Here is an 18,055-nt window from a genome sequence, read left to right as displayed (position 1 = left end):
CCACCCACCTGGGAGTCACCGTGCACCTCACCGTCTTCGGCGCGACCGGCGGCGTCGGCCGGGAAATCGTCCGCCAGGCGCTGCGAGCCGGGCACACCGTCACGGCCGTCGTCCGCGACCCGGCGCGGCTGCCCGTCACCGGCGAGCGGCTGGAGACCGTCACCGCCGACCTCACAGAACCCGCCGCCCTCGGCTCCGCCGTGACCTTGCGTGACGCGGTCCTCTCCGGACTGGGCGCCTCCAGCAACGCACAGGCACGCCAGGGCGTCGCGGCCCGCGTCACCGACGTGGTGCTGCGTGCGCTGGAGTCGGAGGGCACCCGGCCCGACGGGGGCAGGCCGCGCTTCGTCGCCGTCAGCGCGGCGCCGCTCGCGAGCGAGCCGGCCGACCAGACGTTCGCCTCCCGGCGGATCGCGATGCCGCTCGTCTCCCGCTTCCTCAAGCCCGTCTACGACGATCTGCGCGTCATGGAGGAGGCCATCCACCGCAGCGCGACGGAGTGGACGGTGGTACGGCCCCCCATGCTGCGGGACGAGCCGCTGCGGGAGACCTACCGCACGGCCCCGGAGGTGAACCTGCGGGGCGGTCGCGTCATCGGGCGCGCCGACGTCGCCCACGCGATGCTCGCCGCCGCAGCGGACCCGGCCGCCGTCGGACGGAACCTGAGCGTCGCCTACTGAACCCGTCGGCTCCCGGCCCTCCGGGAGCCGGCACCTACAGGGCGCAGCCGACCGTCACCGGCTCGTTCGTCAGGGTGACGCCGAACGCGTCCCGCACCCCGTCGCGCACCTCCCGTGCCAGCGCCAGCAGATCGGCCGTGGTGGCCGAACCCCGGTTGGTGAGCGCCAGCGTGTGCTTGGTCGAGATCCGGGCCGGGCCGGTGCCGTAGCCCTTGGTGAAGCCCGCCTTGTCGATGAGCCAGGCGGCCGAGGTCTTGGTGCGCCCCTCCCCCGCGGGGAAGGCGGGCGGGGCCGCCTCGGGGCCCAGCCGCTCCCGCACCCGGCCGACGAAGGCCGCGAACTGCTTCTCGTCCAGGATCGGGTTGGTGAAGAAGGAGCCGGCCGACCAGGTGTCGTGGTCGGCGGGGTCGAGCACCATGCCCTTCCCCGCCCGCAACCGCAGCACGGCCTCGCGCGCCCGGGCCGCGGGGACCCGGTCGCCGGCCTCCACCCCGAGGAGCCGGGCGGTCTCCGGATACCTGATCGGCGCGGAGAGCCCCTCCGCGTCCTCCAGCGCGAAACGGACCCGCAGCACGACGTGGCGCCCCGGATCGGCCTTGAAGCGGCTGTGCCGGTAGGAGAAGCCGCACTCCGCGTTCGGGAGGGTGACGACCTGGCGGGCCTGCCGGTCGTAGGCGACGACCTCGGTGAGGGTGCTGGAGACCTCCTGGCCGTAGGCGCCGACGTTCTGCACGGGCGTGGCGCCCGCAGAGCCGGGGATGCCGGCCAGGCACTCGACGCCCGCCAGGCCCGCCTCGACGGTACGGGCCACGGCGTCCGACCAGTTCTCGCCCGCGGCCAGCTCCAGGCTGCTGCCCGACAGGGAGAAACCGCGGGCCGCGATGCGCAGGACAGTGCCCTGGAAACCCTCGTCCGCGATGACGAGGTTGCTGCCGCCCGCGATGATCAGCAGCGGCGTCCCGCTGTCGTCCGCCTCGCGGACCGCCGCGATCACCTCGTCGTCTGTGGTGGCCACGACCAGCCGCTCGGCGGGCCCGCCGAGGCGCAGCGTCGTCAGCGGGGCCAGCGAGGCCGTGGGGACACCGGGGTCAACGTAGAGTTCCTGCACGCGCTCCAGAGTACGGGTGCGCGCGGCGCGGACCGGCGCCCCCACACCTTCGGCGGGCTCCGCCACGGCGCGGCCCCGGCACCGGCCACCGGCTGACTGCTGGTGGTTCAGCCCAGCTTCACCACGGCCCGGGACATGCCCAGGACCTTGGCGCCCGCGCTGGTGACCGTCAGGTCGACCTGCACCGTGCGGGCCTCGTCGTCCAGCTTCTTGGCGACCTTGGCCGCCACCTCGATGACGGCGCCCTCGTCGTCCGGGACGACGACCGGCTTGGTGAACCGCACGCCGTACTGCACCAGCGCACCCGGGTCACCCGTCCAGTCGGTGACGACGCGGGCGGCCTCGGCCATGGTGAACATGCCGTGCGCGATCACGTCGGGCAGCCCGACGCTCTTGGCGAACCGCTCGTTCCAGTGGATGGGGTTGAAGTCCCCCGAGGCTCCGGCGTAGCGCACCAGCCGCTCCCGGTCCACGGGGAAGCTGCGCGCGGGCAGCGGGGTGCCCGGCTCCACGTCGTCGTAACCGATCCGCGCTGTCATCCGGGTCACTCCCCTTCCGGTGCTTCGACCGCGCGCGCCACCAGCTTGCAGTGGACGGTGACCACCGTCTCGCCCGCCTCGTCCAGCACGTCGCCGCGGATGTCGAGAATCTCGTTGCCCGCCATCGACCTGATCGACTCGATGGTCGAACTGACCGAGAGCAGGTCCCCCGCGCGGACGGGACGGCGGTAGGCGAACTTCTGGTCACCGTGCACCACACGGCCCCAGTCCAGCCCCAGCTTCGGATCGCGCACCACGCGCTCCGCCTCACGGAAGGTGAGGGAGAACACGAACGTGGGCGGTGCGATCACGTCCGGGTGACCGAGCGCCTGCGCGGCCTCGACGTCCGTGTAGGCCGGATTGTCGTCCCCGATGGCCTCCGCGAACTCGCGGATCTTCTCCCTGCCGACCTCGTACGGCCTGCTGGGCGGGTACGTCCGCCCGACGAAGGACTGGTCGAGTGCCATCGGCGGCGCCTCCTGGGGCAGTGGTGGCGGGTTCACGGCTTCCCGACTGCCCGGCCTGGCGGCGTGGGCGTCGTGGTACCGCGACGGCCGTGGCTCGACGGCGTCGCGGCGAGGCACTGCGCCCTGGAGGCCCATGGGAGGCCGGAGCCCGTGAAGGCCGGAGCCCACGGGGGCCCGGACCGTGGGGCCGGACACAGCACGAGGCCGACCCCGACGGGCGGGGACGGCCTCAGCGCGGATGAGAAGTCAGCGCGTCTCGCGGTGCACGGTGTGCCGGTTGTCGCGCGGGCAGAACTTCTTCATCTCAAGCCTGTCCGGGTTGTTGCGCCGGTTCTTCTTCGTGATGTAGTTCCGCTCCTTGCACTCCACGCAGGCCAGCGTGATCTTCGGGCGGACGTCTGTGGCAGCCACGTGAGTGCTCCTTGACGAACGGACGGATTAACGCAGAAAGAGTAGCCGATCGAAGGACAGACCCCACAACCGGCTACTGTCGGTGAAGTAGCGGTGACCGGACTTGAACCGGTGACACAGCGATTATGAGCCGCTTGCTCTACCGACTGAGCTACACCGCCACGATGCGGTGATCTCCCGACGGAAGACCTCTCACATCAGAGCCCCAAAACGGAATCGAACCGTTGACCTTCTCCTTACCATGGAGACGCTCTGCCGACTGAGCTATTGGGGCGAGCGATGAAGACATTACACGTCCCGCCGCCAAACGTGAAATCGGTATAGGCGCCCCCCGCGTGCCCTGGGCCACCTGGTGAGAGCCCTGGGACCTCGGCCACCCCAGCCTCCCCGTACACCACACCGGTACGACTATTCGCCTCCTCCCTACCGGCACCGGCCGCGCGTCCTACGCTCGTCCCCACCTCGACGTGGGAGCCAGGACGGGGGCGCCAGATGACCGACAGCGAGCCGCAGGAACCGGGGAGAGCGGGACGCGCGTTCCACCACGCCGCCCCCCGGCCTTCCGCCCGCCCGGCACCCTCTCTCGTGCTGTGCGGCGCACGGCTCGCGGACGGCCGCACGGTGGACGTACGCCTCGTCGGCGAACGCATCGAGGCCGTCGGCACGGCAGGCAGCCTCGGCCGCGCCCACGAGTCCGGCACCCGGCTCGACCTCACCGGCTACCTCCTGCTCCCCGCACCCGCCGAACCCCACGCCCACTACGACACCGCACTGACGGCCGAACCGCCCCGCCCGTGCCACCCCGGTGGCGGGCCGGGCGCTCCGCAGGACCCGAGCGGCACCGCCCGGATCGCCGCCGGGCCCGCGGGCAGCGGCACGGACGGCGACCCGGCAGCCCCGTACCGCGCCCGCGGCGGCGCCGACCCGACGTGCGAGGACATCCAGCGGCGCACCACCGAAGCCGCCCTCCTCCAGCTCGGCCAGGGCGCCACAGCGGTGCGCACCCACGTGCGCATCGGCGACGTCGCCGGACTGCGCTCCCTGGAAGCGGTGCTCCAGGCGCGGCGGGCGCTGAGCGGCATGGTCGACCTGAGCACCGTGGCCGTGCCACGGCTGCTGACGGGCGTCGCGGGCGCCGAGGGGCTGGCGATGCTGCGGGACGCCGTGAAGATGGGCGCGGCGGCCGTCGGCGGCTGCCCCGACCTCGACCCCGACCCGGGCGGCTACGTCGAGGCCGTACTGGACGTCGCCGCCGAACACGGCTGCCCGGTCGACCTGCACACCGACGGCGGCGACCCGGCCCGGCTGGCCCGGCTCGCCGCCGCGGCCGGCGGACTGCGCCCCCGCGTCACCATCGGTCCCTGCGGCGGGCTCGCACGACTGCCGCACCAGGTCGCCCAGCGCGCCGCGGGACAGCTGGCCGCCGCGGGAGTGACCGTCGTCTCCCTCCCCCAGGGCGACTGCGGCGTCCTCGAACGGCCCACCCCCACCGCGCCGTACCGGATGGCCCCCGTCCGCATGCTGATGGCGGCAGGGGTGAAGGTCACGGCGGGCAGCGGAGCGTTGCGGGACGCGGCCAACGAGGTCGGCCGCGGCGACCCGCTCGAAGCCGCCTACCTGCTCGCCTCCAGAGGCGAGGCCCGCCCGGGCGGGGCCTACGAGGCGATCAGCGCACGGGCACGGTCCGCGATGGGGCTCCCCCGGGTACGCGTCGAGGCAGGCTTCCCCGCCGAACTGCTGGCCGTACGCGGCACTCAGCTGGCCGGGGCGCTCTCCCTCGCCTACAGCAGGATCGTCGTCCACCGTGGACGCGTGGTGGCACGGACCAGCGCCGTGCGCGAGTACTGCGACCTGGCGGGCGCCCGCGAGCTGGGCCTGCCACGCCAGTCCCAGGGCTGAGCTCCGGGCGTCCCGGCCGGGGCCGTGCAGGGCGCCGGGGCGGGGTGGGGTCCGTGAGCTGGTGTGTCCGGGGGCGTACGGTCGGTGCATGCGCACAGTCATCGCTGGTGGACACGGTCAGATCGCGCTGCGGCTGGAGCGGCTGCTCGCCGGGCGCGGGGACGGGGTGGCGGGCATCGTGCGCCGCCCCGAACAGGCGAGCGACCTGCTGGCGGCAGGCGCCGAACCCGTCGTGTGCGACCTGGAGTCGGCGAGCGTCGAGGAGCTCGCCCGGCACCTGGAGGGCGCCGACGCGGTCGTCTTCGCCGCCGGAGCCGGCCCTGGCAGCGGCAGCGAGCGCAAACAGTCGGTCGACCACCGGGCGGCCGTCCTCTGCGCGGACGCCGCCGAGGCCGCGGGCGTACGCCGCTACCTGATGGTCTCCGCGATGAGCGCCGACGCCTCCCTGGCGGGCACCCCCGAGGGCATGGACCCCGTCTTCGCCGACTACCTGCGCGCCAAGGGCGCCGCGGACGACGACCTGCGAGCCCGCACGGACCTGGACTGGACGGTGCTGCGGCCCGGCCGGCTGACCGACGAGCCGGGCACCGGCCGCGTGCACCTGGCCCCCGAGACCGGACGCGCTGAGGTGACCAGGGACGACGTCGCCGCCGTCCTGACAGCCCTGCTCGACGAGCCGCGCACCGCGGGACTGACGCTGGAGCTGGTGGGCGGCCGCATGCCGATCCCGGAGGCGATCGACGAGGTCGCGGGCGTGGCGGGCGGCTGACCTGTTTCTCTCCCCCGGCCACGTCACGTTCGCCACGGCCGTCGAACACGAGGTCGCCCGCCCCTCCCCCGGGGTGGTTCCTCTCACCCGTCGGAGGGAGCGGGGTTGCTCCGCGCGCGGGGCGGGAGATCGCATGGAGCAGCCCACCCCCTGTGTGACCGAGGGAGCTCGACATGCGTGCACGAATCCTCCTCGCGGCCCTGGCCGTGGCCGCCGTCGGCCTGCTCGGCGGAACCGGCGCCGCGACGGCAGCCGAACCCGTACCCCCCACCTCGCACCTCAACGGCCTGGCGAACTCCACCTGCGACTCGGCGACCAACGCCGCGGCGCTCCTCGGCGGAAGCATCAGCTGCGGGCAGTGACACCTGCCCACCGGCCGGGACGCCCCGGCTTCCCGGGAATCTCACCAGGGGCGTGACGAGCGGCAGTTGGCGGCGCCGTAGCCGTCCCGCACAGGGCTATCGTTCCCGGATGGGCAAACCGGCCGCGGAGTTTCTTACAGAGGCAGCACGGTGGTACGTGCGGTACGCGCCCGGCCGGCTGGAGAAGGCACCTCTCTCCCGCCTGCTGAGCGAGCACTTCACCCGGAACCCGGGCCGTCACACCGTGACGACGCGGACAGGCGCGGTCTTCGAGGTGGACACCGAGGACCTCATCCAGCGCTACCTCTACCTGTTCGGCGTGTGGGAACCGCACATGACGAACTGGCTCACGCGCCGGCTCCGCCCCGGAGACGGCTTCGTCGACGTGGGAGCCAACATCGGCTACTTCAGCGTCCTCGCCTCGCGGCTGGTCGGAGGGGCCGGTGCGGTCACCGCGCTGGAAGCCTCCCCGCGCTTCCACCGCCAGGCCCTGCGCAACCTTCGGCTCAACCACTGCACCAACGTGCGCGCGGTGAACGCCGCGGTCGCCGCCGAGCACGAAACGCTCCGCTTCACGCTCGCGTCGTCCCGCAACCTGGGTGCCAACAGCGCGGTCCCGTGGGACGGGCCTGTGGCGTCCTCCTTCGAGGCGGACGCCGAGCCGTTGGCACAGCTGCTACGGCCGGACGAGATCGAGAGAGCCCGCGTGATCAAGATTGACGTCGAGGGCGGCGAAGGGGCCGCCATCCGCGGCCTGGAGCCCGTACTCGGCCGGCTCCGCCCGGACGCGGAGATAGCGGTCGAGGTGGCTCCGGATCGGATGGCCCGGCTCGGGGACGACGCCGCCGAGCTGCTGCGCACGATGCGCGGGCACGGCTTCCACCCCTATCGCCTCACGAACAGCTACCGGGCCGGCAGCTATCCGGCGGCCCTCCACGCGCCGCATCCGCCTCGGCGCTGGCACGGCCCGCTGCCCGCAGTGAGCGATCTGGTCTTCTCCAGGACCGACGCCGAGGTTCTCTGAGGCAGGCACACGGGCTCTGGGAGACCGGCGGCGTCCAGTTCGCCGAGGCCGGCGCCCAGGTTCTCCGCGCCCGACGCCGCGGTGCTCCCAGGCCCGGGGCCGCCTACTCGCTTCCCGGGTACTGCCAGCGCATGCGGCCCAGTGCCTTCGCTCTGGCCTCCACGACGGCCATGCGCGCGTCCCGTTCCACCGCCTCGGCATGTTGCGGCCGACTCGTGGCCTGGCCGGGCCACTTCCGGTAGAGGAGGCCGGCCTCACCGTGGAACCAGCCCTCCGCGACGGCGTTGAGGGCCAGGAGGAGCCCGGTGTCCTCGGAGGCGGGGAGCGCGGCCCAGCCGCCGAGCGCGGTGAGGAGCTCCCGGCGGACGCACAGGGTCGCGGGGTGCACCTGCGCCCGGTAGTCGTGCGCCTGCCAGTGCTCCAGGACCGCGCCCCGTTCGACGACCCCCTCGGGCGGGTCCTGGTCGAAACCGACGGTCGAGCCGTCGGGGAGCAGGTCGAGCACCCGCGCGGTGGTCCAGCCGAGGTGGGGACGCGAGGTCAGGACGCGGACGTCCCGGCTCAGCGCACCGGGCGTCAGCATGTCGTCGGCGTCCAGCACGCGTACCAGGTCGACGTCCTGGCCCACCCGGGAGAGGGCGAGCGTCCTGGCGACGCCGGGCCCGCCCGAGCGCCCCTGCCCGAACGACACGCGGTCGTCCCGGGGCACGCGGGGCGCGACGTCGTCGCTCTTCCCGTCCTCCTGAACGATCCACTGCCACTCCCACCCGCGGGGAAGCTCCTGGTCTTGGAGCGACTTCCACGCGTCGGGCAGGTGGGGCGCCGACGGACCGTGCACCGCGGTGACTACGACGACGCGACCCACGAGGGGTCACCACCTTTCGAGCTGCGTGGTGAAGATTATTTCGGTGCGGTCGCCCGGCAGCACGAGGTCCGAGACCTCGACCGCACGGTCCGCGACGTCACGCGAGACCTTCCGGACGAGGAGCACGGAGGTCCCGGGCAGGAGACGAAGCTCTTCCGCTTCCTCCGCCGTCGGCGGCCGAGCGGTGACGTGCTCCTCTATGCGGTCGATCTCGATGCCGACCGTCCGCAGCTGGTGCATGGTCCCGCCGGGCCACGGTTCGTTCGCGTCGTCGAGCAGCTCGGGGTTGCCGGCGACGTGGTCGCGTACGAGGTAGCTGGTCACGAGGTTGAAGGGAGCGTCCTCCTGGCGGTACCTCGTCCGGTAGTTCCGCTGGATGAGAGGGGCACCTTCGGGGAGGCCGAAGACGGCCGCGAGGTCGCCGCTCGCCTCCACTTCGCGGTAGTACGCGTGGAAGAGGAGGTCGTCCATCTCCAGGCCCGTGTCGTGCTCCGTGGCTCCCGTCCTGGCCCGCTCCTCGTCGGGGATCAGCGCGCGGCTCTTCTCCCACTGGTGGCGCTCGTTGCTGCGGGTCACCCTCTTCCGCGGCTTCCGCACGAAGCTGCCCCGGCCGTGCCGCTTCTCGATCAGCCCCTCCGCCTGGAGGAGACTGAGCGCTTGCCGGACCGTCGGGAGGGTCTTCCGGGACTTCTCCGAGAGCTCCGCCTCGGTCGGCAGCTTGTCGCCAGGGCTCAGCTCACCCGCGCGGATCGCCTCTCTCAGGTCGTCCGCGATCTGCTCGTATGCCTTCGCCACTGCGCTCATCCCCTGTCGCCGGTGCGGCCCTCAGCATACGAGTCCTCATGTCCTCTTGACGACTGGAGATGAGCGCGTCCGCACCCCTCGGACGGCACCTGTGGCGGCCCCCGAGCGGGACCGGGGAACAGCAAAGGGGCCCCTGACCGGCCTCACGGCTGGTCAGGGGCCCCTGCTGCTCCTGTGGCGGCGCCAGGATTCGAACCTGGGAAGGCTGAGCCGGCAGATTTACAGTCTGCTCCCTTTGGCCGCTCGGGCACACCGCCTGGGATTGCTGCCCGGGGCCCGCCTGGGGCGGCGCTCCGTGGCAACGGTGTAAACCATACCCGATGGCCGGGGGTGGTTCGCCACCCGGTTCTTCCCGCGTCGAGTGGTCCGCGCGGCGCCGCGGAGGAGAGCGCGGAAGGCCGGTCGCGGGTGGCTAGGCTTTGCGCACGGCTGCCGCCTCGACGCGGCCGCCGCCTTTCTGCCGGATCTATGTACGAGGAGCCAACTCACCATGGCCGACTCCAGTTTCGACATCGTCTCGAAGGTCGAGCGGCAGGAGGTCGACAACGCGCTGAACCAGGCCGCGAAGGAGATCTCCCAGCGGTACGACTTCAAGGGTGTGGACGCTTCGATCGCGTGGTCGGGCGAGCGGATCGAGATGCGGGCGAACTCGGAGGAGCGGGTCAAGGCCGTGCTCGACATCTTCCAGTCCAAGCTGATCAAGCGGGGCATCTCGCTCAAGGCGCTCGACACCGGTGACCCGCAGGCCTCCGGTAAGGAGTACCGCATCGGCGCGTCCCTCCAGGAGGGAATCTCCCAGGACAACGCGAAGAAGGTCGCGAAGGTGATCCGGGACGAGGGCCCGAAGGGCGTCAAGGCGCAGGTGCAGGGCGACGAACTCCGGGTGACCTCCAAGAGCCGTGACAGCCTCCAGGAGGTCATCACGCTGCTGAAGGGCCAGGACTTCGACTTCGCGTTGCAGTTCGTGAACTACCGCTGAGCGGGGCCCTGCCGTCCGTGAGGGGCCGGCCGCCGCCGTACCGGACCGTTCCGGGCGGCGGCCGGCCCCTCACTGCGAACTCGCCCGCCCGGCGCGGGCCTGCCCGTACCGGGCCGGCTCACCGGTCGGCGTGAACCTCACCCGCCCGGCGTGGGCCCACTCCTACCGGGCCGGCTCACGCGGGGGCTGGCTTCACCAGCGGTAGTGCGGGTAGGCCGCCGGGGTGCCCGTGGGGACGATCTCGCGGCCGAGCGGCATCAGCGAGATCGGCACCATCTTGAAGTGGGCCAGCCCGAACGGGATGCCGATGAGGGTCAGGCACAGCCCCACGCCGAGCGTGATGTGGCCGATGGTGAGCCAGATTCCCGCGAAGATGAGCCAGACGATGTTGCCGATCCCGGAGGCCGCGCCGGCGTCGTGCCGCTGTACGGCTGTTCTGCCGAACGGCCACAGCGCGTACGCCGCGATGCGGAAACACGCCAGCCCCCACGGGATGGTGATGACGAGCACGCAGCAGAGGGCACCGGCGAGCAGGTAGCCGAGGGCCATCCACAGTCCGGAGAAGATCAGCCAGATGAGGTTGATAAGGGTCTTCACCCTCGCCAGCCTGCCATCTTCTCCAGCCGTGCGACACGTTCGGCCATGGGGGGATGTGTGGAGAACAGCTTGGTCATGCCGCCCTCGCCCCTGCGGAACGGGTTGGCGATCATCATGTGGCTCGCGGTCTCCAGCCGCGGCTCGGGCGGCAGCGGGAGCTGCGCCGTGCCGGCCTCCAGCTTGCGCAGCGCGGAGGCGAGCGCCAGGGGGTCACCGGTGAGCTGGGCGCCCGAGGCGTCCGCCTCGTACTCGCGGGAGCGGGAGACGGCGAGCTGGATGAGGGAGGCGGCGACCGGGCCCAGCAGCATGATCAGCAGCATGCCGACCAGCCCTGGACCCTCGTCGTCGTCGGAGCGGCCTATGGGGATCAGCCAGGCGAAGTTCACCAGGAAAAGCACCACGGAGGCGAGGGCCCCCGCGATGGACGAGATGAGGATGTCGCGGTTGTAGACGTGGCTGAGTTCGTGGCCGATGACGCCGCGCAGCTCCCGCTCGTCCAGGAGGCGCAGGATGCCGTCCGTGCAGCACACCGCGGCGTTGCGCGGGTTGCGGCCGGTCGCGAAGGCGTTCGGCGCCTGGGTGGGCGAGATGTAGAGCCGCGGCATGGGCTGCCGCGCGGCCGTCGACAGCTCGCGGACCATGCGGTAGAGCTGCGGGGCCTCGAACTCGCTGACCGGGCGGGCGCGCATGGCGCGCAGCGCCAGCTTGTCGCTGTTCCAGTACGCGTACGCGTTCGTACCCAGCGCGATCAGCAGGGCGATCAGCAGGCCCGTCGTCCCGAAGAAGCCCCCGATGACGACGATGAGAGCGGACAGTCCTCCGAGGAGCAGAGCTGTCCTCAGCCCGTTGTGCCGGCGGTGCACGGTACGCCCTCCAGATGGTGCTGCGGGGCCCCGAGCCGAGCGGACCTTCCGCCGTCGACGGCCCCGTCATGTGGACCCTCCCTTTCCCGTCAACGGAGAGCGCACGTTCTCGGTTCCCCGGCGGCCGACGCGTTCCCGGTACCCCTTCGGGGAGCGCCGGAAGCGGGTACGGGTGTGCCCGGGGGCGTCGGGGCGGAGAGCCCCTTCGTCCGGTCCGGAGCCCCGGCAGGCCCCCGGGCCCTCAGGCCCCTCAGGCCGCGCGTCAGAACAGCGCGATGTCGGCGAACCGGAGGAGGAGCTGGGGGGCGCCGGAGGTGGCGAGGGCGAGTACCGAGGTCAGCGCCACGGTGACGGTCAGCGGCAGCGGGATGGCCACCGGTACGGGCGTGGGGCCCGCGCCGGCCGGCTCCCGGACGGCCGGGCGGAAGAGCAGCGCCGTCCAGGTGAGGTAGTAGACGAGGGCGATGACGACGTTCACGGCCATCACCACGGCGAGCCAGCCCAGCCCCGCGTCCACGGCCGTGGAGAAGACGGTGACCTTGGCGAACAGTCCGACGATCCCCGGTGGCAGCCCCGCCAGGCACAGCAGGAAGAAGGCGAGCGCCGCGGCGGTCCACGGGTGGCTGCGGGCGAGGCCGCGGTAGTCGTCGAGCCTGCCGTCCCCGCCGGGCGGCCGGTGTGCGGCGACGACGGCGAAGGCGCCCAGGTTCACGACGGCGTACATGAGTGCGTAGGCCACTGTCGCGCCGACCGCTCGTCCGTCGTGGCCCGTCACGCCGGCGGCGGCGATCGGGACCAGCAGGTAGCCGGCCTGTCCGACGGAGGACCACGCGAGCAGCCGGACCGCCCCGTGCGCACGGTCGCTCCGCTGGCGCAGTGCGCCCAGGTTGCCGGCGCTCATGGTGAGTGCGGCCAGCACCGCGAGTACGGGCCCCCAGGCGTCCGCGTACGAGGGGAACGCCCGGACGGCGACCAGGATCAGCCCGGAGAATCCGGCTGCCTTGCCGACCACCGACAGGTAGGCGGCGACGGGGACCGGCGCGCCCACGTAGGTGTCGGGGACCCAGAAGTGGAAGGGCGCGGCGGCCGTCTTGAAGGCGAAGCCGACCAGGGTGAGCGCCACCCCTGTCGCCGCGAGGGTGCCCAGCCGGCTGTCGACCCGGGGCAGCGCCTCGGCGACGGTCTCCAGGTGCATGCTGCCGGTGGCGGCGTAGACGAAACTGACTCCCAGGAGCATCACGGCGGTGGCCGCGACGGACGACAGGAAGAACTTCAGCGCGGCCTCCGAGGAGAGCCGCTGTCCGCGCCGGAGCCCGACCAGGGCGAACGCCGGGAGGGAGGCGACCTCCAGGGCGACCACGAGTGTCGCCAGGTCGCGCGAGGCGGGCAGCAGGGCGGCGCCGGAGGCCGAGGACAGCAGCAGGAACCAGAACTCGCCCGCGGGCAGCCGCTCTTGCCGTACCGGTGTCATCGACAGCAGGGCGGTCACGAAGGCGCCGCCCAGGACGAGCAGTTGGAGGGAGAGGGTGAAGGGGTCGGCGACGTAGCTGCACGCGCGCGGACCGGCCGTGAGGCAGAAGGTGTGCCGGTCCTCGCCGGCCAGCGGCAGGAGCGACAGCGTGGCGAGGGCGAGCGCCACGGCGGACAGCGGTCCGAGGAGGCCCTTGCGGCGTTCCGTCAGGAACAGGTCGGCCACCAGGACGACGAGTGCGGCGACGGCGACGATCGCAGGCGGGGCGATGGCGGCCCAGTCGACGTTCTGGACGAGCCGGTGCACCCCTTGCGTCCCCTGCGTCCCTTGTGCGGCCGCACTGTGCGCGAGTTCGTACGCGCCCTGGGCGGTGGCGCTCGGGGCGGCGCCGTGGGGGCCGTGGAGGACGGCGGTGTGGAGCGTCATCGGGTCACTCCTGGCAGGAGGCTCTGCACGGCCGGGTCCATCAGCCCCAGGAGGGCCGCGGGCCACAGTCCGGCGAGGACGGTGAGGACGACCAGCGGGGTCCAGGCGGCGAACTCGGCACCTCGCACGTCGGGCACCTTCGTCAGGCCCGGGACCGACGTGGGCGCGGCCGGGTCGCCCATGCACACGCGGCGTACGACGAGGAGCATGTACGCGGCCGTCAGCAGCGTCCCGAGGGCGCCGAGGGCGAGGAAGACCAGGAAGGCGGGCCTGCTGAGCCCGGCCGCCGGATGGTAGGCGCCCAGGAGGGCGAGCAGTTCGCCCCAGAAGCCGGCCAGCCCCGGCAGTCCCAGTGAGGCGACGGCGCCGAAGGCGAGCAGCCCTCCCAGGCGCGGTGCCCTGCCGTAGAGGGCTGCTCCCGTGGTGCCGGCGAGGGCGTCGAGGTCGCTGGTGCCCGCGCGGTCCTTCAGCGCGCCGACGAGGAAGAACAGCAGGCCGGTGACGAGGCCGTGCGCCAGGTTCGCGTAGAGGGCACCGTTCACACCCGTGTGGGTGAGGGTGGCGATGCCCAGGAGGACGAAGCCCATGTGCCCGACGGAGGAGTACGCGATCAGCCTCTTGAGGTCTCCCTGCGCACCCGGCGACGACTGCGGCGCGAAACGCCTCCACGAGCGGTCGGAGGAGGGGAGGGCGAGGGCCAGACAGGCGAGTGATCCGTAGACGATGCCGACCACCGCGAACGCCGCCAGGTACGGCGCGAAAGTGTGCGCCCCCTCCGGCACGCCCGGCAGGACGATTCGTACGAACCCGTAGGTGCCCATTTTCAGCAGCACACAGGCCAGCAGGACGGAGCCCACGGTGGGCGCCGCCGTGTGGGCGCCGGGCAGCCAGCTGTGCAGGGGCCACATGGGCGCCTTGACGGCCAGCCCCAGACCGATGGCCAGGGCGGCCAGCACCTGGGTGGTGTGGCCGAGCCCCGCACCCTGCCCGCGGGCGATCGCGGCCATGTCGAACGTGCCGGCGTTCAGCCCGAGGAGCAGCAGTCCGAGCAGCATCACCACGGAGCCCAGCAGCGTGTACAGGATGAACTTCCACGCGGCCGGTCCCCTGCCCTGACCGCCCCACCGGGCGATGAGGAAGTACATGGGGACGAGGACCATCTCGAACGCCAGGAAGAACAGCATCAGGTCGAGCACCGCGAAGGTGGCGAGCGTGCCGCACTCCAGCAGCAGAATGAGCGCCACGAACGCCTTGGGGCCCGGCCCCGCGGGCATCCTCGCGTAGCTGTAGAGGGCGCACAGGAACGCCAGCAGTGCCGTCAGGACGAGCAGCGGCAGGGAGATGCCGTCGATGCCGAAGTGCAGCCGTACGTCCAGTGCCGGGATCCAGCTGACGTCCGACTCCGCCTGCATGGTGCCGGAGCGGTCGTGGTCGAAGCCGAGCGCCAGCAGGACGGTCCCGAGCAGCACCACGCCGGTGACGGTCACACCGTGCCGCAGCACCGCCTGGTCGGGGCCGCGGCCGCGCAGTCCGGGCGGTGCGGGCAGCAGGGCGGCCACGGCGCCGAGCAGCGGCACCGCGACGACGGCGACGAGGAGGGCTTGCAGGACGGTGTCGTCGAGCGGGATCACGTCACGCCCCTCCGTTTCCGGTCGCGGCCACCACGGCGATGACGGCGAGCACGAGGGAGCCCGTCAGCAGCGCGCCGAGGTAGGTCTGCACGTTGCCCGTCTGGACACGCCGCACGGCCGCGCCCAGCAGGCGCGCGCCGCGCCCGGCACCGTTCACGTAGGCCTCGACGACCTCCCGGTCCACGAAGCGCACCAGGCGGGCGGCTCCGGCGAGGGGGCGTACGGCGACGGCCTCGTAGAGGGCGTCCAGGTGGAAGCCCGCGGCGGCGTGCCGGTGCAGCGGCCCGAGCAGCAGCACACCGGGGTCGGCGTCGTGCTGCGGGTGGAGCGCGGCGAGCGCGGTGCTGTGGCGCCAGGTGGCGTAGGTGACGAGGCCGCCCACCAGGGCGACGCCCGTGGCGAGTACGGAGGTCGTCAGCGTCGGCGTGAGGGAGGCGCCGTCGAACCAGTCGGGCAGGGCGGGGAAGACGAGGCCGAGCGCGAGTGCGGGCACGGCGAGCACCCACAGGACGGCGTTCATCACGACGGGGAGGCGGTGGCCGGGGGCGCCGGCGCGGTCGCCGGCCGGCTCCGGGGTGGCGAGGTCCGTCTCCGGTGCCTGCTGGGGCACCTGTTCGGGTACGCGCTCGGCGGCTTTCTCCTCGTCGACGGCCAGCGGCGCCTCCGTCCGCGCGCCCCGGAAAGCCAGCAGCCACAGCCGCGTCGCGTAGGCCGCGGTCAGCAGCGCGGTGACCAGGCCCGCCACCAGGACGATCCATCCGGCGCTCGCGGGCGTGGCGTGCGCCCCGTCGAACGGGGCGTGCGCGCCCCCGAAGGCGGCGTGCTCGGCTCCGGCGAGCACGGCCTCCTTCGAGAAGAAGCCGGAGAACGGCGGGATCGCGGCCAGCGCGAGCAGCGCGATGCTCATCGTCCAGTACGCGTCGGGCGCGCGTCGGGCGATGCCGCCGGTACGCGCCATGACCGTCAGCGAGTTGGTGCCCGCCGCGTGGATGACCACCCCGGCGGCGAGGAAGAGCAGCGCCTTGAACGCGCCGTGGGTGAGCAGGTGGAAGACGGCGGCGCCGCGGTCGGCGACGGCCAGGGCCGCGACCATGTAGCCGAGCTGGCTGATCGTCGAGTAGGCCAGCACCCGTTTGATGTCGTCCTGGGCCAGCGCGGCCAGCGCGGAGCCCGTCATGGTGACGGCGGCGACCACCGCGAGGACGACCAGCGCGGCGGTGGAGGCGGCGAAGACGGGCAGCAGCCGCGCCACCACGTACACGCCGGCCGCGACCATCGTCGCCGCGTGGATCAGCGCGGAGACGGGCGTCGGGCCCGCCATCGCGTCCGGGAGCCAGGAGTGCAGCGGGAACTGCGCCGACTTGCCCGCGACCCCGGCGAGCAGCAGCAGGGCGATCAGCGTCGGGTGCGTCACCTCGAAGCCCGACAGCGACGACGTCAGCCGGGTGACGACGGTGCTGATGCGGAAGCTGCCCGCCTCGGAGGCCAGCGCCAGGATGCCGATGAGGAACGGCACGTCACCCAGTTTGGTGACCAGGAACGCCTTGAGGGAGGCGGTCCGCGCCGCCGGGGCCTCCCAGTAGTGCCCGACCAGGAAGTACGAGCAGATGCCCATGACCTCCCAGCCGACCAGCAGCACGATCAGGTCGTCGCTGTAGACCACCAGGAACATCGCGGCCGTGAACAGGGAGACGAGCGCCGCGTATGACGCGTAGCGGGGGTCGTCGCGCAGGTAGCCCGTCGAGTACAGCTGCACGCAGGTGGCGACGAGACCGACGAGGACCGCGACGAGCACGGCGAAGCCGTCGAGGTGGAGGGCGAGCTGGATCGGCAGCGCGTCGTTGCCGGTGGGTGCCAGCTCGGTCGCGGCGCGCACCGGGGCGCCGCCGCCTTGGCGTACGGCGACGACGACCGCGAGGACGGCGGCGGTGAGGGTGGGCAGCACGGCCAGTGGCCGGACGAACCCGGGGGCGCGGCGGCCGAGCAGAAGGCCCGCGAGCGCGCCGAGCGCGGGAAGGGCGGGGACGAGAGCGGCGAGGATCGTGGTGCTCACGCGGGGCGCCTCCCTGCGTCCGAACTGCCGTGACGTGCCTGGTCGAAGCCGCTGTCGGTGTCGTCGTCCGCGTCGTTGTCAGTGGCGGGTGCCAGACTTTTCCCCTCGCGTGAACCGCCGCCGCGGGCACCGGTTTCCAAGTCGTCGCGCTCGCTCAGGTCCCGGAGCCTGTCGACGTCGGAGCTGCCGCGGTTGCGGTACACGAGCAGGACGATGGCCAGGCCGATGCCGATCTCGGCCGCGGCGATCGCGATGGTGAAGAGGGTGAGCGCCTGGCCCGCGTGCAGGGTGTCGCGGAGCCAGACGTCGAAGGCGACGAGGTTGAGGTTGACGGCGTTGAGCATCAGCTCGACGGCCATGAGGACGAGGATGGCGTTCCTGCGCGCGAGGACGCCGTAGAGGCCGACGCAGAAGAGGAGGACGGCCAGAGAGGCGGGATAGGCGAGATGCATCAGTTCCCACCCGCCTTGCCCGGCGCGCCGCTGCTGCCGGCGCCCGCCCGGGCGGCCTGTTGCCGTCTGGACAGCACGATGGCGCCGACCAGCGCCGCGAGAAGGAGGACCGACAGCGCCTCGAAGGGCAGCACCCAGTGCCGGAAGAGTGCCATGCCGGTCACCTCGGAGGAGCCCTCGCCCGGGCCCACGGGCTGCTCCAGGTCGATCCAGGTGGCACGGAAGGCGTCGACGACGACGGTGACGAGAGTCGCCGCGGCCGCGAGGGAGACGGCGAGCGCCACCCAGCGGTTGCCCGAGTCGGCGTCGGGCGAGCGCCCGATGGGGGCCCTGGTCAGCATGAGGCCGAAGAGGATGAGGACGACGACGGAACCTACGTAGATCAGCACCTGCACCCAGGCGATGAACTCGGCGGTGAGCAGGAGGTATTCGACGGCGACCCCGCCGAGCGCGACCACCAGCCACAGCGCAGCGTGCACCAGCTGCTTGGTGGCGACGGTCACCACGGCGGCGCCGAGGGTGACGAGTCCGACGAGGAGGAAGATGATCTCCACCCCGGTGGGGGAGAGGAAGCCGGGATGCCCGGCGGCGAGCGGCTGGAGAGCCCGGAGGGGCTGGAGGGGCTCGGCGTGCGCCAGGGCCGTGGTCACGGGAC

General features: G+C 72.7%; 19 protein-coding genes and 3 tRNA genes. 6 read left to right on the top strand and 16 right to left on the bottom strand.

Annotation, left to right across the window (positions count from 1 at the left end; genetic code table 11):
* Positions 1–20: 20 nt before the first annotated feature.
* The gene (locus DQ392_RS30075) at positions 21–680 is read left to right on the top strand and encodes an NAD(P)-dependent oxidoreductase (protein ID WP_114018865.1); all 660 of its coding nucleotides are present in this window, start codon (positions 21–23) and stop codon (positions 678–680) included.
* A gap of 34 nt (positions 681–714) precedes the next feature.
* On the opposite strand, the gene DQ392_RS30070 is transcribed toward DQ392_RS30075, so the two are convergent.
* The 6 genes from DQ392_RS30070 to DQ392_RS30045 all read right to left on the bottom strand — a co-directional run bounded on the left by DQ392_RS30070 (position 715) and on the right by DQ392_RS30045 (position 3,479).
* Complete coding sequence (locus DQ392_RS30070; protein ID WP_114018894.1) at positions 715–1,788, bottom strand: UDP-N-acetylmuramate dehydrogenase; 1,074 nt, start codon at positions 1,786–1,788, stop codon at positions 715–717.
* A 107-nt stretch (positions 1,789–1,895) separates the two neighbouring features.
* Positions 1,896–2,327 (bottom strand): MaoC family dehydratase, encoded by a 432-nt coding sequence (locus tag DQ392_RS30065; protein WP_114018893.1) that lies wholly within the window; start codon positions 2,325–2,327, stop codon positions 1,896–1,898.
* Between the two features lie 5 nt (positions 2,328–2,332).
* A complete protein-coding gene (locus tag DQ392_RS30060; RefSeq protein WP_114018864.1) occupies positions 2,333–2,794 on the bottom strand; it encodes a MaoC family dehydratase N-terminal domain-containing protein in 462 nt (153 codons plus the stop codon).
* Between the two features lie 246 nt (positions 2,795–3,040).
* Positions 3,041–3,205, bottom strand: coding sequence for a 50S ribosomal protein L33 (gene rpmG / locus DQ392_RS30055; RefSeq protein ID WP_019354206.1), 165 nt, complete (start codon positions 3,203–3,205; stop codon positions 3,041–3,043).
* Between the two features lie 88 nt (positions 3,206–3,293).
* Positions 3,294–3,366: transfer RNA gene (locus DQ392_RS30050), tRNA-Met, on the bottom strand.
* A 40-nt stretch (positions 3,367–3,406) separates the two neighbouring features.
* Positions 3,407–3,479, bottom strand: a tRNA-Thr gene (locus tag DQ392_RS30045).
* A 218-nt stretch (positions 3,480–3,697) separates the two neighbouring features.
* Here DQ392_RS30045 and DQ392_RS30040 point away from each other — a divergent pair.
* The 4 genes from DQ392_RS30040 to DQ392_RS30025 all read left to right on the top strand — a co-directional run bounded on the left by DQ392_RS30040 (position 3,698) and on the right by DQ392_RS30025 (position 7,259).
* Positions 3,698–5,104: an amidohydrolase family protein gene (locus tag DQ392_RS30040; RefSeq protein ID WP_114018863.1), complete on the top strand. Its 1,407-nt coding sequence runs from the start codon at positions 3,698–3,700 to the stop codon at positions 5,102–5,104.
* Between the two features lie 88 nt (positions 5,105–5,192).
* Positions 5,193–5,873, top strand: a complete 681-nt coding sequence (locus DQ392_RS30035) for an SDR family oxidoreductase (protein WP_114018862.1) — start codon at positions 5,193–5,195, stop codon at positions 5,871–5,873.
* 173 nt (positions 5,874–6,046) lie between these two features.
* Positions 6,047–6,235: a hypothetical protein gene (locus DQ392_RS30030; RefSeq protein ID WP_114018861.1), complete on the top strand. Its 189-nt coding sequence runs from the start codon at positions 6,047–6,049 to the stop codon at positions 6,233–6,235.
* Positions 6,236–6,344: 109 nt separating this feature from the next.
* Positions 6,345–7,259, top strand: coding sequence for an FkbM family methyltransferase (locus DQ392_RS30025; RefSeq protein WP_114018860.1), 915 nt, complete (start codon positions 6,345–6,347; stop codon positions 7,257–7,259).
* A gap of 103 nt (positions 7,260–7,362) precedes the next feature.
* Here DQ392_RS30025 and DQ392_RS30020 read toward each other — a convergent pair whose 3' ends face one another.
* The 3 genes from DQ392_RS30020 to DQ392_RS30010 all read right to left on the bottom strand — a co-directional run bounded on the left by DQ392_RS30020 (position 7,363) and on the right by DQ392_RS30010 (position 9,185).
* Entirely contained in the window at positions 7,363–8,124 is a 762-nt protein-coding gene (locus DQ392_RS30020; RefSeq protein ID WP_114018859.1) for a glycosyltransferase family 2 protein, read from the bottom strand.
* A gap of 6 nt (positions 8,125–8,130) precedes the next feature.
* A complete protein-coding gene (locus DQ392_RS30015) occupies positions 8,131–8,919 on the bottom strand; it encodes a GntR family transcriptional regulator (RefSeq protein WP_114018858.1) in 789 nt (262 codons plus the stop codon).
* Positions 8,920–9,103: 184 nt separating this feature from the next.
* A tRNA-Tyr gene (locus DQ392_RS30010) sits at positions 9,104–9,185 on the bottom strand.
* Positions 9,186–9,418: 233 nt separating this feature from the next.
* Between DQ392_RS30010 and DQ392_RS30005 the strand changes: the two genes are divergently transcribed.
* Positions 9,419–9,907, top strand: coding sequence for a YajQ family cyclic di-GMP-binding protein (locus DQ392_RS30005; protein ID WP_114018857.1), 489 nt, complete (start codon positions 9,419–9,421; stop codon positions 9,905–9,907).
* Positions 9,908–10,099: 192 nt separating this feature from the next.
* Here DQ392_RS30005 and DQ392_RS30000 read toward each other — a convergent pair whose 3' ends face one another.
* From DQ392_RS30000 to DQ392_RS29970, 7 genes are all read right to left on the bottom strand, one after another.
* On the bottom strand, positions 10,100–10,504 hold the full coding sequence (locus DQ392_RS30000; RefSeq protein ID WP_114018856.1) for a YccF domain-containing protein: 405 nt from the start codon (positions 10,502–10,504) through the stop codon (positions 10,100–10,102).
* On the bottom strand, positions 10,501–11,367 hold the full coding sequence (gene htpX, locus DQ392_RS29995) for a zinc metalloprotease HtpX (RefSeq protein WP_114018855.1): 867 nt from the start codon (positions 11,365–11,367) through the stop codon (positions 10,501–10,503). Before htpX ends, DQ392_RS30000 begins: the two co-directional genes overlap by 4 nt.
* Positions 11,368–11,629: 262 nt before the next feature.
* On the bottom strand, positions 11,630–13,264 hold the full coding sequence (locus tag DQ392_RS29990) for an NADH-quinone oxidoreductase subunit N (protein ID WP_114018854.1): 1,635 nt from the start codon (positions 13,262–13,264) through the stop codon (positions 11,630–11,632).
* A complete protein-coding gene (locus DQ392_RS29985) occupies positions 13,261–14,895 on the bottom strand; it encodes a complex I subunit 4 family protein (RefSeq protein ID WP_114018853.1) in 1,635 nt (544 codons plus the stop codon). Before DQ392_RS29985 ends, DQ392_RS29990 begins: the two co-directional genes overlap by 4 nt.
* A gap of 1 nt (position 14,896) precedes the next feature.
* Positions 14,897–16,948, bottom strand: a complete 2,052-nt coding sequence (locus DQ392_RS29980) for an NADH-quinone oxidoreductase subunit 5 family protein (protein ID WP_114018852.1) — start codon at positions 16,946–16,948, stop codon at positions 14,897–14,899.
* Positions 16,945–17,400 (bottom strand): NADH-quinone oxidoreductase subunit NuoK, encoded by a 456-nt coding sequence (nuoK, locus tag DQ392_RS29975; RefSeq protein ID WP_114018851.1) that lies wholly within the window; start codon positions 17,398–17,400, stop codon positions 16,945–16,947. Before nuoK ends, DQ392_RS29980 begins: the two co-directional genes overlap by 4 nt.
* Entirely contained in the window at positions 17,400–18,050 is a 651-nt protein-coding gene (locus tag DQ392_RS29970; protein WP_425470639.1) for an NADH-quinone oxidoreductase subunit J family protein, read from the bottom strand. Before DQ392_RS29970 ends, nuoK begins: the two co-directional genes overlap by 1 nt.
* Positions 18,051–18,055 lie beyond the last annotated feature (5 nt).

The sequence above is a fragment of the Streptomyces reniochalinae genome, assembly GCF_003323735.1.
GTDB classification, from domain to species: domain Bacteria; phylum Actinomycetota; class Actinomycetes; order Streptomycetales; family Streptomycetaceae; genus Streptomyces; species Streptomyces reniochalinae.
Note: the sequence above shows the minus strand (reverse complement) of the source record. Positions and strands in the feature narration are given on the sequence as shown.